General features: G+C 63.1%; 16 protein-coding genes and 2 pseudogenes. 4 read left to right on the forward strand and 14 right to left on the reverse strand.

The window, feature by feature from the left end; translation table 11 throughout:
- Positions 1-88: 88 nt before the first annotated feature.
- The gene (locus ACV22Z_RS18105; protein ID WP_448077661.1) at positions 89-235 is read right to left on the reverse strand and encodes a DUF3096 domain-containing protein; all 147 of its coding nucleotides are present in this window, start codon (positions 233-235) and stop codon (positions 89-91) included.
- Between the two features lie 675 nt (positions 236-910).
- On the opposite strand from ACV22Z_RS18105, the gene ACV22Z_RS18110 reads away from it, so the two are divergent.
- On the forward strand, positions 911-1,237 hold the full coding sequence (locus ACV22Z_RS18110) for an H-NS histone family protein (RefSeq protein WP_448077662.1): 327 nt from the start codon (positions 911-913) through the stop codon (positions 1,235-1,237).
- 71 nt (positions 1,238-1,308) lie between these two features.
- On the opposite strand, the gene ACV22Z_RS18115 is transcribed toward ACV22Z_RS18110, so the two are convergent.
- The 7 genes and pseudogenes from ACV22Z_RS18115 to ACV22Z_RS18145 form a co-directional block, all read right to left on the reverse strand.
- Positions 1,309-1,722: a DoxX family protein gene (locus ACV22Z_RS18115; protein ID WP_448077663.1), complete on the reverse strand. Its 414-nt coding sequence runs from the start codon at positions 1,720-1,722 to the stop codon at positions 1,309-1,311.
- A gap of 307 nt (positions 1,723-2,029) precedes the next feature.
- The gene (locus ACV22Z_RS18120; RefSeq protein ID WP_448077664.1) at positions 2,030-2,659 is read right to left on the reverse strand and encodes a hydrolase; all 630 of its coding nucleotides are present in this window, start codon (positions 2,657-2,659) and stop codon (positions 2,030-2,032) included.
- Positions 2,660-2,878: 219 nt separating this feature from the next.
- Entirely contained in the window at positions 2,879-3,505 is a 627-nt protein-coding gene (gene ycaC / locus ACV22Z_RS18125; protein WP_448077665.1) for an isochorismate family cysteine hydrolase YcaC, read from the reverse strand.
- A 168-nt stretch (positions 3,506-3,673) separates the two neighbouring features.
- The gene (locus tag ACV22Z_RS18130; protein WP_448077666.1) at positions 3,674-5,065 is read right to left on the reverse strand and encodes an alginate export family protein; all 1,392 of its coding nucleotides are present in this window, start codon (positions 5,063-5,065) and stop codon (positions 3,674-3,676) included.
- Between the two features lie 304 nt (positions 5,066-5,369).
- Positions 5,370-5,633: pseudogene (locus ACV22Z_RS18135) on the reverse strand (glyoxalase); the annotation flags it as partial.
- Positions 5,634-5,856: 223 nt separating this feature from the next.
- Positions 5,857-5,994, reverse strand: coding sequence for a hypothetical protein (locus ACV22Z_RS18140; protein ID WP_448077667.1), 138 nt, complete (start codon positions 5,992-5,994; stop codon positions 5,857-5,859).
- The gene (locus tag ACV22Z_RS18145) at positions 5,991-6,278 is read right to left on the reverse strand and encodes a XapX domain-containing protein (RefSeq protein WP_448077668.1); all 288 of its coding nucleotides are present in this window, start codon (positions 6,276-6,278) and stop codon (positions 5,991-5,993) included. The genes ACV22Z_RS18140 and ACV22Z_RS18145 overlap by 4 nt, the downstream gene beginning before the upstream one ends.
- A gap of 107 nt (positions 6,279-6,385) precedes the next feature.
- Between ACV22Z_RS18145 and ACV22Z_RS18150 the strand changes: the two are divergent.
- Positions 6,386-6,550, forward strand: a pseudogene (locus tag ACV22Z_RS18150) (IS110 family transposase); the annotation flags it as partial.
- Positions 6,551-6,566: 16 nt separating this feature from the next.
- Here the strand turns inward: ACV22Z_RS18150 and ACV22Z_RS18155 are convergent.
- The 6 genes from ACV22Z_RS18155 to ACV22Z_RS18180 form a co-directional block, all read right to left on the reverse strand.
- A complete protein-coding gene (locus ACV22Z_RS18155; RefSeq protein ID WP_448077669.1) occupies positions 6,567-7,511 on the reverse strand; it encodes an amino acid ABC transporter substrate-binding protein in 945 nt (314 codons plus the stop codon).
- A 13-nt stretch (positions 7,512-7,524) separates the two neighbouring features.
- Positions 7,525-8,832: a dicarboxylate/amino acid:cation symporter gene (locus ACV22Z_RS18160; protein WP_448077670.1), complete on the reverse strand. Its 1,308-nt coding sequence runs from the start codon at positions 8,830-8,832 to the stop codon at positions 7,525-7,527.
- A 309-nt stretch (positions 8,833-9,141) separates the two neighbouring features.
- Positions 9,142-9,465 carry a non-heme iron oxygenase ferredoxin subunit gene (locus tag ACV22Z_RS18165; RefSeq protein ID WP_448077933.1) on the reverse strand — a complete coding sequence of 108 codons (324 nt, stop codon included), beginning with the start codon at positions 9,463-9,465 and terminating at the stop codon, positions 9,142-9,144.
- A gap of 8 nt (positions 9,466-9,473) precedes the next feature.
- Positions 9,474-9,947: an aromatic-ring-hydroxylating dioxygenase subunit beta gene (locus tag ACV22Z_RS18170; protein WP_448077671.1), complete on the reverse strand. Its 474-nt coding sequence runs from the start codon at positions 9,945-9,947 to the stop codon at positions 9,474-9,476.
- Between the two features lies 1 nt (position 9,948).
- Positions 9,949-11,205: an aromatic ring-hydroxylating dioxygenase subunit alpha gene (locus ACV22Z_RS18175; protein ID WP_448077672.1), complete on the reverse strand. Its 1,257-nt coding sequence runs from the start codon at positions 11,203-11,205 to the stop codon at positions 9,949-9,951.
- A 41-nt stretch (positions 11,206-11,246) separates the two neighbouring features.
- Positions 11,247-12,233 (reverse strand): 2Fe-2S iron-sulfur cluster-binding protein, encoded by a 987-nt coding sequence (locus tag ACV22Z_RS18180; protein ID WP_448077673.1) that lies wholly within the window; start codon positions 12,231-12,233, stop codon positions 11,247-11,249.
- Between the two features lie 132 nt (positions 12,234-12,365).
- Between ACV22Z_RS18180 and ACV22Z_RS18185 the strand changes: the two genes are divergently transcribed.
- Positions 12,366-13,268 carry a LysR family transcriptional regulator gene (locus ACV22Z_RS18185; protein ID WP_448077674.1) on the forward strand — a complete coding sequence of 301 codons (903 nt, stop codon included), beginning with the start codon at positions 12,366-12,368 and terminating at the stop codon, positions 13,266-13,268.
- 197 nt (positions 13,269-13,465) lie between these two features.
- On the forward strand, positions 13,466-14,806 hold the full coding sequence (locus tag ACV22Z_RS18190; protein ID WP_448077675.1) for an MFS transporter: 1,341 nt from the start codon (positions 13,466-13,468) through the stop codon (positions 14,804-14,806).
- The last annotated feature ends 246 nt before the right edge of the window (positions 14,807-15,052 follow it).

Consider the following 15,052-nt stretch of genomic DNA (forward strand, 5'->3'; position numbering starts at 1 on the left):
GGCCTCACATCCCGCCAGGCGCCGACCTGTCGCGCAAGAACAGTCGCAACCGGCTATTGCATCGATGATGCCGGTGTCATAGCCGGATTCATCGGAGATGTCCGCCGAACAGCCCGAGCAGCCCGATGACGATCAGGTAAATCGCAACGATGTAATTCAACAGGCGGGGTACCACGAGAATCAGGATGCCGGCGATCAGCGAAACCAGCGGGCCGGCGCCAGTGAGAACATGCATGTTGCCTCCGCAAGATTGATGGCGACGATCGGACACAAGCCTGTCCTGCCTCCGCCACCCGCTACGGCAACGCGAGCCTGGTGACCCACGGCCTTCGGCCGTCAACCCGCCGTGCGCGGGCGCGAATGCTTCGACTGGCGCAAACGCCGTACCTGTGCAGACAGTGCGGTTCGCGCCAGCCTTCGATCCCGCGACCGATCGCGGCCGCGCGCACGCAGCGGCCCGCCGACGCGTGTTCGGATACGGCATCGCATCGACCTGCATCGCGACTGCACGCAGCGTGCCGGACTTGCAGCCGTGACGCGCAGACGCTCGCAAATTTCAACGCGCAATGTCACGACGACGCGGTGTCCCCGAGGCTTCGACGCGGGTCGATGCGTACCCGGTATCGAAATATATGGATTCCGATGCGCCCGGTTTTCGGCAACGCACAGGTGATATGACGCGCGCCGCTCACTGCCGATGCGCCCCCGACCTCGGACTGATGTCGCGCCAGTTCACCGCCCGCTTGGCCGAATTGCCGATTGCGCCGCCGGCCAACCAAGGCATAATCTCACTCCAATCGGGCAAGCGGGGACGGCTGCCTGCCGTCATCTGCGGTTAGATCTCCAGAACTTGTCGAGATCGAACCTGTCCACCTTCCTTGTCAATCACTCTTAAACCGACGAATCAATGGTGAGCACAACGCTTCAAGAACTCCAGGCCCAGTTGCGCGAAACCGAGCAGCTTCTGGCTGCAGCCAAGAAAGCCGAGAAACAAGCCGCTCTGGCGGATTTCAAGAAACAGGTCGAGTTGTACGACATCTCGCAGCAGGAGGTCCTGCTGGCGCTCGGCTACGTGACACCGCGAAAACGGCGTGCACCCGCAAAGTATTACGACCCTTCGACGGGGCTCTCGTGGTCGGGGCACGGCCGTCGGCCCAAATGGCTCGAAGGCCGGAATCTCGACGCGTACCTCGTCGACCGGACGCCGCAACTGTTCTGGCCCGAGACGTCCGACTGAACAAGCAAAAGCCCGGCACGCAACCGCGTGCCGGGCTCGCATGCATCGCACTTCGCGCGATGCGCCGGACCTTACTTGCCGTCGACCGAGTACTTGCCGGGGCCGGTCAGCGCGAGCAGCAGAAGGCCACCCATGATGCTGACGTTCTTGTAGAAGTTGATCATCGCCATGAACTGGTCCATCCCGTGCATCGCCCAATAGCGGTGTCCGATGATCGCGGTGGCCAGCGAGTACAGCGCGAACGCCAGCGCCAGCGGCCGGGTGTAGAAGCCGATCGCGATCAGGAGACCGCCCACCAGTTCGACTGCGACGGCAATTCCCGCCTGCAGTTCGGGCGACGACGAACCGGTCGCCGCCATATAGGCCACGGTGCCCGAGAAGCCGACCAGCTTTTGCCAGCCGAACAGCACGAACAACACCATCAACAGCACGCGAGCCGCGAGCAGCACCTCATTCTTCTTCGATTCCAGCGAAAAGTAACGCATTGCAAACCCCTTCGAATTGACGGATACACGCGTCCGGAAGTGAACGCCGCCCGATTCGACGGAACGCACGCACCGCGGACTACCCTTCGCGCGTTCGGTGGTCAGGCCTGAACGGCCGCCGCCGACGATTCGATCCGGTTGCGCCGCTGTGGCGCGGGTGCCGGATCGGATCTGGCGAAGCACAGGTGCAGTCTACTGTCTCAGAAAGAATCATCAATCCGTCTGAAACGGATTCGCTGTCACGTTTTGGTGGACAATTATGACGAATTGCGCTCGAAGCTCGATGAACCACCGCGCAGACACGCCGTCATGGCTTGGGCAGCATGTGCGATGCGTACCGCAGCCCGATACCATAACCGCCGCCGTTCTCTTCGATAATGGCGCGCACGGGCGCGTAGGTTTCTTTCCGGGTCCAGTCCCGTTGCAATTCGAGGACAACCTGCAGCCAGCTCGTGAGTTGTGCGCCTTTGTGCGCCATTCGGCTGAGCGCCGCCTCGTGAGAGGCTGGCGACGATCCCCCGCACGCGTCAGCGACAACGTAGGGTTCATATCCCGCCCGGATGGAAGAAAGAACCGGAAACGAGATGCATGCCTCAGTCAGCATCCCGCAGAAGATCAACTTCCGCCGACCGGAATTCGCAATCGCGTCTCGCGTGGCATCGTCTTCCCATGCGTTCATGCTGCGTCGCTCGAAAACCGGCGTGTCGGGCAAGACGTCTTTCACGGCATCCAGGACAGGTCCGCTATATACCTTCGTGGCCGACGTCGTGAGAATCACCGGAACCGAAAACGCAACCGCTGCTTTGGCCAATGCGACCGCATTATTGACGAGCGCCTGCCTGGCGATCGATTCCGTCGCGAATGCGAGACCCGCCTGGAGATCGACGAACAGGAAAATGCAATTTTCGGGGGTAAGCAAGTCATCGAGTTCGTTCATCACTTCACCTTGATCAAGGGCATCGTGAGTGCGCGCGACACATTCGCTGGTGCGCGCGCACCCGACTGGCTCATCGATTCTTCATGCCGCCGCGGTAGCGAGGCATGACAAGCCGCCCCTCCCCGGCGTTCTTCCCGGATTCGGCACTTCCATCGGACGCCGCACGACAGTGTCAAAAACGAGGCCGATGGACCGGGGCGGGAGCAGCTTCACGGTCACTTACTTCGAAGACGACATCGCCGAGTAACTCGTCATCAGGTTGCGGTAGTCCGGGATGTGATTGGAGAGGAGCGTAGCGAGGCCTTCGACGTCGTTTCTCCAATCGCGATGCAGCTCGCACGCGACACCGAACCACGACATCAATTGAGCGCCCGCATTGGCCATGCGCTCCCACGCGGCACGTTGCGTGATGTCGTTGAAGGTACCCGATGCATCGGTGACGGCGAAGACATCGTAGCCTTCCTCAAGGGCGGAAAGCGCGGGGAATGCAACGCAGACCTCGGTCACGACACCCGCGATGAGCAACTGCTTCTTGCCCGTGGCCTTGACGGCCTTGACGAAATCTTCGTTATCCCATGCATTGATTTGACCGGGGCGTGGAATGAACGGTGCGTCGGGAAACATTGCCTTGAGTTCGGGCATCAGCGGGCCGTTCGGGCCATTTTCGAAGCTCGTCGTGAGAATGGTCGGCAATTTGAAATATTTCGCTGCATCTGCCAGTGCCAGCACATTGTTCTTGAAGCGATCGGGCTCGATGTCGCGGACCAGAGAGAGCAGGCCAGCCTGATGGTCGACCATCAGCACCGCTGCGTCATTCCTGTCGAGGCGTTTGTAGGGGGTGCCCATCACAATCTCCTTAAGCTAGGTAGTGAATGCACGCGCCTTGCGCATGCGGCGGAAAAGCTCGGTTCATAAACAATATGAAAAAAACGCGATCAGGAATGAAAATTTGCAAATCCATGTTCAGGATCCCTGTATGGTCATGTGCTATCTCGACTCCTGTCGGTCGAGCAATCACCAGCCGAATTTCAGTTCGACGCCGAGGTATTCGCTGTTGTGGCCGCCCGCAGCCCGGATCGTGTTGCCGACGACGTAATAGACGCCCTCGACGGCACCAGTCAGGTGATTGTTGAACGCGTAGTCGGTGCGAACCTGCGCATACCCTCCGGTCCAGCGCGTGCCGTGCCCGGCGGTGCCCGCGATCGGCGTGGCCGATTGCGTATAGACCGCGTCGTCTGCCGTTTCGCGCCACTGGAAGCCGAGCGCACCCAGCAGCGAGAGCTTCGGGATCGGTTTGATCGAGATCGATGGCTTCACGTGAATGATGTTCGAGTAGCCGGTGAATCCCGCAAGCGTGAAGTAGTAGCCGTTCGGAAACAGCGGATTGAACGTGCCGAGCGTGCCGTCTCCCGGGTGCCGGTCGCCGGATGCGGCATCGACCTGCAGGCCGATGCGCGGCGTCCATGCGATTTTGTCGAACGTATAGCCCATGCGCGATCCAGTCGCCCAGGCCCGCACTTTCGCCGGCCCGACTCGGCCCGTCTGCCCCATCGCTTCCAGATCCCAATCCATGCCGTTCGCGGCGCCCGCGAAACGGGCGTCGAACACGTCGCGCCGCTCGCTGCCACTCGCACCCAGAAAATGGGCGTTGTCGCGCTCGTACAGCGAGTAATACGCGGATAGCTCGTTCTTGCCGAACACATGGCGCTCGACGCGCAGCGTGTGGAACCGCATGTGCGGATTCGACGTGTCGTCGAACACGTTCTCGTCGCGATACTGAACCGGCTGGCTGACGAATGCGATCACGCGCCACGGCTCGCTTTCCCAGTCCGCCCAGACCGCATCGAACGATTGACGCACGTTCGGACCGTCGCGCGACGACACGAAGCGTTGCAAGTCGAACAGGAAGTCCTGTCGCCCGACCCGGAACTTGAATGTCCCCGCATCGAAACGCTGCACGAACGCCAGGAACGCCAGACGCAGGTCGAGCGGGTTCTTGTCGACCGGCGTCACGACGTTCTTGCCGAAGGCGCGCGCATCCTCGAATTCGGTGAAGAATTCGACGTGCCGGTTGAAATGCACGTCGGCGTGGAACTGGAAGCGCTGGATCAGATACGAGTCGCCCGCGACATGGCCGACGCCGAAATTGGTCGCATCCATCGATTCGAAACGTTCCCGGAGGCTCGCGCCGAGCGATATGTAGCTATACGGGTCAGTCGACGACAGCGGGATGTACTTCAGGCTGTCGAGCGGTTCGGTCCGCAACGCCGGATTCGCCAGCGCGTACCAGCGTTCCTGCCAGCGGTTCGTCATGATCGCGGGGCGGGACTTCGGCATCTCGTCCGGCGCGGCGGCGATATCGGTCTCCTCCGCGACAGCCGGCGACGACCACAGCGGTATCGACATGAACAGGGATGCACACAGCATCGCGGCGCGAAGGCCGGCCGACGGACGATGTGCATCTGCTTGGGGCGGGCTGGCAGTGTGCGGCATGCGTATCCTTGATCGCGGATGAAGAGCACGTGGAGGTCGCGCCCGCTCCTTGCGCCAGCCGTGGAGCGAGGCATGCGACCTGGCCGATTCAAGTGTCACTGCCGGGTCGATTGATGGATTGCCGCGATGTAGCCGCCGGGAAACTGCACGATCGCCTCGTCTCGCCCGTCGGACGAATACGGCGGCACAAGCACGGTTACGCCGGCCGCTTTCGCCTTGTCGAGCTTGGCGTCGGCGTGACTGTCCCGACGACCTGGCGCGTGCTCTTGCCGCCGAAGGTCGCGAGGAAGCTCGTGGCGAAGCGGTCCACGTCCTCGGGGGCGACATAGACGTGAGTCGTGTCGTACTGGGGCGCGACGGCGACCGTGGGGGTTCCGCGAAAAGGCTGCGCGGCGATCGACGTGCCGACGTGTCCGACCGCGGCGGCAAGACCGAACACCGCGGACAGGAGAATGGCTTCGATTTTCATGGGTGATTTCATCGCTTCGTTGAACGTCACGGGTGGCGCGTTTTATTCGCCGATATGGAGTCGGATGACGGGGGGCCGCAGCGCGCCCGCCCGTTTTCGGCAATCGCGAGCAGAATGAGACCGCGTCCGCTCATACGGCCCAGCACGCACAGCCGAGCGCGCCCCAAAACGACTTCAAGTCCGAGGCCGGCACGTTGCTCGACCACGCGCGCGCATGCGCGTGACCGTGAATGCCTCAGGGGCTCGCGCAGCCGCACATTTGCGCTGCAACACGTTGCAGCGGCTTGCCCGCATCGTTGCCGGTGGCGCCCCAGGTCGTGAAGCGTCCGTTGCGGAGGATGACATCGGGCGACTTCGCGCTACGCGTATTCATGAACGGTTCTCCGTGGAGCGACTGGCAACCTGGCTGGAGGTATCCGCGTTGCGTCCCGGGAGCGCGCCGAACATATGCTGATCGCACTTCGATTCGGTCCATGCGGTATGGAACGCAGTACCCGACAGCATCTGTTTCGCGACCGGCACGATCTGCTCACTGGCCGGGATGCCGAGCACACCGACCAGCGCGGCGAGCGGTGGCGCGGGAGAGCGGACGTGCAACAGGCTGTAGATCACGCCGACGAGCACGCCGGCGAGCAACGACAGAACATAGACTTTCATGAGCGAGGCCTTTGATTGTGCATGGATGGGATGGCCGCGCTCGGCCCGATGCGCGAGGTTCGTTGCATCCGTGGCGTCGCAACTAGCCAGCCGGACGGATGCGGCCGGCGAAGCGCTACAACCCTGCCATCAAAGCCTTCTATCAACGCCTGAAGGCAGCCGGCAAACTAGCCAAGGTGGCGCTCGTTGCCTGCATGCGCAAGCTTCTGACCATGCTCAATGCCATGGTCAAAACCAACACGCCTTGGGACGCTTCACTTCATCGGACTTGACTCGGATGGCGGTTACTCATTCCGCCTTGACGCCGATCGCGTCGATAATGGTCTCCAGTTGCGGGCTCATCGGCAGGTTGAGGCTGGTGCCCGACGGAAGCGGACGCAGGAACCAGCGCTTGTACTGACGCGCGATCTCGCCGTCCTCGGCCAGTTCCTCGAACGTGTCCTTCACGACCCGCGCGAGCTGTGGATCATCCTTGCGGAACATGATCCCGTACGGGTCGTACGAAAGGTAATCGCCCACCACCTCGTACTGGCCGCCCTTGCCCGCATTCTCGGCCATCAGGCCGTACAGCAGCACGTCGTCGGTCGCGAACGCGTCGGCGCGGCCGCTTGCGACGAGCGCGAAGCCTTGCGCGTGGTCCGGCACGATCTGCAACTGGATTCCGAGCTTGAACCGCGCGTCCAGGTCGCGCAGCGCCTTCTCGTTGGTCGTGCCGGCCGTTACCGCGACCTTCCTGCCCGCGAGATCGCGGAACGAGCGGATCGGCGAGCCCGCTTTCACCATGACCTTCGTGCCGGCCACGAAGATGATCGGCGAAAAGGCCACGCGCTTCTGACGCTCCAGATTGCTCGTCGTGGAGCCGCATTCCAGGTCGACCTTGCCGCTGACCACCGCATCGATCCGGTTGTCCGCCGTGACCGGTACCCAGCGGATCGCAAGATTCTTGTTGACCGCATCCTCGATCGCGGACACGAGCGCCTTGCACAGCTCGATCGAATAGCCGATCGGCTGGTTGCGCGCATTCAGGTACGAGAACGGTATCGATGCGTCGCGATAGCCGAGCGCGATCGTGCCACTGTTGCGCACTTTCGCGAGCGTGCCGGTCAACTGGGCCGGCGCGAACGGTTCGACGCGCGGCGGCGGCGGCGCTGTCGCGTCGTCGGCCCGCGCGGCCATGCCTGCGGCAAGGAGGCCTGCGAGCGCGAGCGCACTCCAGAATCGCAGCATCTTCATCGCTCGGCCTCCGTCAGACATCCGCCGGATGCGCGATCGTCCCCGCCTGCTCCGCGTCGATGCGCGCCAGGTTGGCCTCGGCTTCCGCCTCCGACATCAGCTCCCCTTCCCACTTCGCGACCACCGCGCTCGCAATCGAGTTGCCCACCGCGTTCGTGGCCGAGCGCCCCATGTCGAGGAACGTGTCGACGCCGAGAATCAGCAGCAGCCCCGCCTCCGGAATCCCGAACTGGTGCAGCGTGGCGGCGATCACGACGAGCGACGCGCGCGGCACGCCGGCCATCCCCTTCGACGTGAGCATCAGGATCAGCAGCATCGTGACCTGCGTGCCGAGCGAAAGGTGGATGTTGTACGCCTGTGCGATGAACAGCGCCGCGAACGTGCAGTACATCATCGAGCCGTCGAGGTTGAACGAGTAGCCCATCGGCATCACGAAACTCGAGATCTTGCGGCGCACGCCAAAACGATCGAGCGCGTCCAGGATCTTCGGGTACGCGGCTTCGGAACTGGCGGTCGCGAACGACAGCATGAACGCTTCCTTGATCAGCACCAGCAGCTTGAACACGCGTCGTCCGAGGAACAGCAGACCGGCACCGACGAGTACCGCCCAGAGCAGGAACAGGCTGACGTAGAAGTCGCCCATGAACACCGCAAACTTAAGCAGGACCGACAGCCCGTTGACCGCGACGGTCGCGGCCATTGCGGCCAGCACCGCGAGCGGCGCGAGCTTCATCACGTAACCGGTGATCTTGAGCATCACGTGCGACAGCTGGTCGATCGCGGCGACGAGGATCTTGCCGCGGTCGCCGAGCGCGGCAAGCGCCACGCCGAAGAACATCGAGAACACGACGATCTGCAGGATCTCGTTGTTGCTCATCGCCTCCGCGAACGATCTCGGCACCATGTGGCCGACGAAGTCCTTCAGCGTGAACTTGGAAGTCGCGAGGTTCGCCGACGCGCCAATGTCCGGCAGCGGCAAGCCGAGGTTATCGCCCGGCTTGAGCAGGTTCGCCATGAACAGCCCCAGCAGCAGCGAGATCAGCGATGCGGTAATGAACCAGCCGAGGGCCTTCGCAAACACCCGCCCGACCGATGCCGCGTCGCCCATGTGCGCGATGCCGACGACCAGCGTGGAGAAGACGAGCGGCCCGATCACCATCTTGATCAGGCGCAGGAACACGTCCGATACGAGCGAGATGTAGCCGGCGATTTCGGCTGTAGCCTTTTTGTCAGGAAAGCTCGTGAAGATCATGTAGCCGATCACGATCCCCACCACCATCGCGATCAGGATCCAGACGGCTGCAGCATTCTTGTTCTGCATCGTGCGCCTCCCATGCACCGGTCGTGCGACCGGGGATGGAAGGACAATACAGCACACGAACGGCGATGAACAGTGCAACCGGGATTGGGGTTTTCGGTAGCACCGCGTTGTGCCTGGATCACTCCGCGGGAGCGTCAAAAACCCTGGCGCAGAGATTCGCAGGCCCGCCGGAACTCGTTGACGCACACTGTGACCTCGACAGGTATTGCTGTCGACCTGACGGCAGGGCATCTGTCGTAGAAGAGCGCGCGCCCACATTTGGGAGGACGTTTTCGTCTGGCATCCATAGCTTACGACATGATTTCCCGGTCAGATTTCATTTGAGAACAAGCAGAATACGTAACCGTCCTCGATTTTCACCGGATACGTGCGAATGTCTGCCGTCAGCGGCTCGCACATCGCCTTGCCGGATCGCACATCGAACTTCCCCTGATGCAGCGGACATTCGATCTCGTGGCCATCGAGGAAGCCGTCGCACAGTCGCGCATGACCGTGCGTGCAGATGTTGTCGGTCGCGAACACGTCGCCATCGACGCCGTAGATCGCCAGCTCCCGGCCTGCCGCGTTCACCGCCGTCACATCGTCCGTCGGCACGGCCGCGAGCGCGATCACTTGAGTCCATTGCTTGTCCATCATTCACCTCAAATCGGATAGATGATCGAGTTCGCGATCATTTCGCTGTCGAATACGCAGATGCGCGATTCGAACCTGAGCCCGTCCGGCGTCCGGCGGATCGTATCGACGTAGCGCCCGACGTTGAACACCGTCGTCAGTTCATCCGGTTTCGTCCTGAACACCGCATAGTTGGCTTCCGCGTCGATCCGCTCGCCGTCGTCGCGCAGGATGCGCGGCATGCCCACCACATGACGCTGGTAGTACGGGTCGTGGAAGATCGTTTCGGTCATCCCGTACACGCGGTCCTTCAGCATCCCCTTGCTTTCGAACGCGAGCGTCGCGAGCGGAAAACCACGGTCGAAGTTCTCGCGGGGCTGGATTCTGTACACGCAGTCGTCGGTGAAGAACGCCGGCCACTTGTCCCATTCGTTGTTGTCGACGACCGATGCGTAATCCGCATAGATCGCGAGTATCTGCTGGTACGTTTCGAAATCCGTCATCTCAGACCTCCATCACGCGGCGCCAGTAGTCGTACATGCCGCGAATCAGTGTTTCGGTGACCATGTGGTCGGCGTCCGCGACGTCGCGCCCGCCGAGTTCCACGATGGTCCGGTGGAACGGCTTCTGTTCGAAACCCTCCTGCGAGAATTCGATGACCTCGCCGTCATCCGCGGAAACGAATCCCGCCGGCCCGAACAGATTCGCCTGCCGCAGGCGCCGGCGCGTCATTGATTCGTCATCCTCTTCGAAGCCGAAATGCGTCCACACGAAATCGAACGACCCGTGCCCGTTCGGCTGAATGTGGCGCGTCGAAACGGAGTTGACCTGCTGCTGGATGATCACGCTCGGGAACAGCGTCATCATCACGGCCGTCGGCGCGCCCCACCACGGTTCGTGCACGACGTCCAGGAAGCGGTTGTCGTTGAGCGTCATCTGATCCTTGAAGCTCGACACGCCGCTCGTGACGTCGCCCTTGCCGCCCGCGCCGCGCGTCGAGATCATTGCGGCGTGGCGGAATTGCGCGTCCATCTTCAGCTCGGACTTGTTGTCCGCGCGCCAGAGGCCGAACGTGACGAACCAAGTATGGAGCAGCCCCGGGTGATATGGATCCTTGATGTTCTCCTGCATCAGCTTCCAGTTGCCGGGGATGCGCTGCCGGTTGTAGCCGAGAATCTTCAGTTTCCGGCCGTCGAACACGCGGTCGAAATAGCCGAGAATCGTCGGCCCGAGGAACACTTCGAGCGAAGGCAGATCGTGATCGAACGACGCGAAGATCACGCCATTGCGGCGCGCGACGTTCAGCTTCGTCAGGCCATGCGCCTTCGGATCGAAGTCCGCCGGCATGCCGCCGTTGATCTTGCCGTCGGCCTTCACGCCACGACGGAACGGCACGCCGACGAGATTGCCCTTCAGGTCGTAGTTCCATTGGTGGTACGGACACGTGAAGTCCTTGCGGTTGCCGAACTTCTCGCGGCAGAAACGCACGCCTCGATGCGCGCACACGTTCTCGACCACGGCAATGTCGCCGTCCTGCGTGCGCGTGACGATCACCGAGCGCTCGCCGACGACGGTGCGCTTGAAGTCGCCCGGATTCGGCAGCTCGGCCTCGAGGCCGACGTAGCACCAGTGTCCCGAGTAAAAGAAGCGTTCGAGCTCGCGGCGATAGGTGGCGTCGTCCGTGTATGCCCAGAACGGCACGCGGCTCGATCCGTCGTCCTTCCAGCTCGGCCGCACGAAGGCAATGGGGGCCTCACTCATGGTTTGTCTCCTGATGGGGAAAACGTCGCAAGCGGCGGATGTCACACGCCGCTTGCATGAAATGCGTCCGCGTATACGTGTTCGGGACGAATGCCTTTCTGGCGCAGCAGGATCGACGCGGCATCGACCATGATCGGCGCCCCGGCGACATACGCGCGCCAGCCTTTCAGGCTGTCCCAATCGTAATTGACGGCGTCCGTCACGACGCCCGTGCGCCAGGGCCCGGGCGCGTTCGACGAGGTCACGACGACATGCGCGGTCAGGTTCGGCAGCCGCGCCTTCAGTTCGTCGAGCCACGCGACGCCGTAGATGTCCTGCGGCGAACGCACGCCGAAATACACATGCACGGGATTGGCCATCGCGTGTTCCGCCATCCCGCGCAGAATCGACAGGATCGGCGCGAGGCCCGTCCCGCCGGCGATGCAGATGACCGGGTCGGACGTCTTGCGGCGCAGATACGCGGTGCCGAGCGGCCCGCTCACGCGGACGGCATCGCCCGGTTTCAGTTCCGTCGCAACGTAGCGGGTCACGCGCCCGCCGGGCACTACGCGAATATGGAATTCCGCTTCGTCGCCATTCGCGGTCACCGCCATCGAATACGGGCGGATGTGCTGCGGCGTGAACTGCAGCGTCGCGTACTGCCCCGGCGAGAATTCGAACGGCTTCGACAATGCGAGGCGCACGCGCTTGATGTCGTGCGTAAGATCCTCGATGCCCGCCACCGTCGTCTTGATGATCTTCGGCGGATGGACGACGATCTCGTCGACCTCGGGAATTTCGATCACGCAGTCGTCGACGAGCGTCGCCTGGCACGCGAGCACCGATTGCCCGTGGGCCGCCGGCTGGTTCGTGTCGGCCGCGCCGGTCACGAGCACGTTGCCCGACACGATCCGGCACCGGCACGTGCCGCAGCGCCCGGCCATGCAGCTGTACGAAACGGGAATCTGGTGGCGGCGCAGCGCGTCGAGCAGGTTGTCGCCCGATCTCACGTCGAGCGTTCGCTGAAGCGGCAGAATTGAAACTTCCATGGGGCCAGCGTCTCCGGGCTGTTCAACTTGTGTCCGCATGATGCCGCCGCAACGATCATTGATAAATAGAAATACCTTGATATGCAACATCACCGACAGTGATAATGCATCGCATATCGGAGGAGACAACGCGTGGAACTCCAGGACATCGATCTCAACTTGCTCGTCGTGTTCAATGAGTTGCTTCGGCAACGGCGCGTGTCGGCCGTTGCCGCCACGCTCGGCATTTCGCAGCCCGCGATCAGCAATGCGCTGAACCGGCTCAGGAAGGTGCTCGGCGACGAGCTGTTTCTGCGGACCTCGAAGGGCATGGTGCCGACGCCGTTCGCCGAGACGCTCGCGGAGCCGATTGCCTACGCGCTGGGAACGATCCACAACACGTTGAACGTCACGTCGCACTTCGACCCGGCGGCGAGTACGCGCGCGTTCACCATTGCGATGACCGACATCGGCGAGATTTACTTTCTGCCGGGCCTGATGAAGCGGCTGGCCAAGGTTGCGCCCGGCGTGTCGATCAGCACCGTCCGCAATCAGGCGGACTCGCTTCGTGACGAGATGGAGCGCGGCAACGTGGATCTCGCGATCGGGTTTCTGCCCGATCTCAAGACGGGGTTCTTCCAGCGGCGCCTGTTTCGTCAGAAGTATGTGTGCCTGTTCCGCAACGGGCATCCGCTTGCCAGGACCGGCATGACGATGAAGGCGTTCCTGGACTCGGAGCATGTGTCGATTGTCGCGGAGGGAACGGGGCACGGGATGGTCGATGCCGCGATTCAGCGAGCGGGCGTTCAGCGCACCGTTCACCTTCGCGTGCCGCATTTCGTCGCCGTCGGCCACATCCTGCACACGACCGACCTGATTGCCGTCGTGCCGGAGGCGTATGCGGTCCGGACGCTCGCGCCGTTCGACCTCGTCAGCGCGCCCTGCCCGGTCAAGATCCCCGAGATCACGATCAACGTGCTGTGGCACGCGCGCAATCACCGCGAGCCCGGCAATCAATGGCTGCGTCAGCTCGTGTTCGACGAGTTCGCGATCTAGCCGGGCGTCGTCTTCCTGCCTGAATGGCGTCACGCCGACACGCCCGGCTTTCGCGCCGGGCGCGCTCGACTGCCGTACCGCGACAGCGAAATAACCGCCGTGAATGATGCAAATTCATGCGCCTGCATGGACGCCGCGTCGCGAAAGCCGCTACCTTGCGGACACTACAAAAAGCCGACACGGTCTGGAGACGAAACATGCAATCCCCCCAACGCACGCTCGACATCCGCAGCTGGCTCGACAGCCAGCGCGTATCCCTGTTTCAGTGGCGCATCCTGCTGCTCTGCTTCGCGATCGTCGCGGTCGACGGTTTCGATACGGCCTGCGTCGGCTTCATTGCGCCCGCGCTCAGCCGCGAGTGGCATCTTTCGCCGGCCGTGCTGGGCACGCTCTTCGGTTCGGGGCTGGTCGGGCTGATGGCCGGCGCGCTGTGCTTCGGGCCGCTCGCGGACCGCATCGGCCGCCGCAAGACGCTGATCGCGACGGTCGCGTTCTTCGGCGTCGCCAGCCTGCTGACCGCGTATGCGCCCAACATCGAGTTGCTGATCGCGCTGCGCTTCGTCACCGGCCTGGGCCTCGGCGGCGCGATGCCGAACGCTATTGCGCTGACGTCCGAATACTGCCCGGAGCGCAAGAAGTCGTTCCTGACGACCGTGATGTTTTGCGGATTCACGCTGGGCTCGGGTCTCGGCGGCATCGTGGCGGCGGAGCTGATCCCGACGCACGGCTGGCGAAGCGTCCTGCTCGTCGGCGGCGTGCTGCCGCTGATGCTGGTCCCGGTCATGCTAGCCGCGCTGCCCGAGTCGGTCCGTTACCTCGTGCTCGGAAACGACGCGCAGCATGACAGGATCGCGCGCCTGCTGCACAAGATCGCGCCGCTCACCGTGCCTGACGGCACCCGCTTCGTCCTGCATGAAGCCGCGCAAGCCGGCTCGCCCGTTCGCCAGCTGTTCGCGCGCGAATGCCGCTCGGGCACGCTGCTGCTTTGGGTCGTGTTCTTCTCGAGCCTGCTCGTCGTGTACCTGCTGACCAACTGGCTCCCGACGCTGGTTCATCGCTCCGGGATGCCGCTTGCGATCGCCTCCAAGGTGGCCGTGATGTATCAGGTCGGCGGAACGATCGGCGCACTGGTCATCGGCCGCCTGATGGACAAGGCCAGGCCGACTGTCGTGCTTGCCGTCGCCTATGCGTGCGGCGCGGTCTTTCTCGTTGCGACCGGCATCGCGACCGGCACGCTTCTGGCCGCCGCGGTCACGGGCGTCGGCTTCTGCATCAGCGGCTCGCAGATCGGCGCCAACGCGTATGCGGCCCGCTACTATCCGACCGCGAGCCGCGTGACCGGGATCAGCTGGGCGCTCGGCATCGGCCGCCTCGGGTCCGTGGTCGGCGCGCTCGTCGGGGGCGCGCTGCTCGCGGCCGACATCGGGTTTACGGTGCTGTTCGCGATCGTTGCGGTGCCCGCCGCCGTCGCGTCGTTGTCGATCCTTGCGTGCGGACGGCAGGCACGCGCGATCGAAGCCCGGCAGGCGGTTGCGTGATGCAGCTGCATCGGCTGGCGGCGCGCGCATGGGTCGACTGATGTCGATTCACGCAGTCTACCAAGCGTCGCCATCGGCCGCCGGCAAAACGTCGGTGGCGGCGCACGTCTGCGCCACCGCCATATCAACGCACCCATTCAGGCAACGCGGCTGACAGCCTTCCGGGGCAAGCGACGACTCAGGAATTTCCGGAAGACATAGGCAGCCTCGTTTATACGCATTCCTCACGAACAGAAAACGACGCCG

The organism is Burkholderia sp. PU8-34 (genome assembly GCF_053427725.1).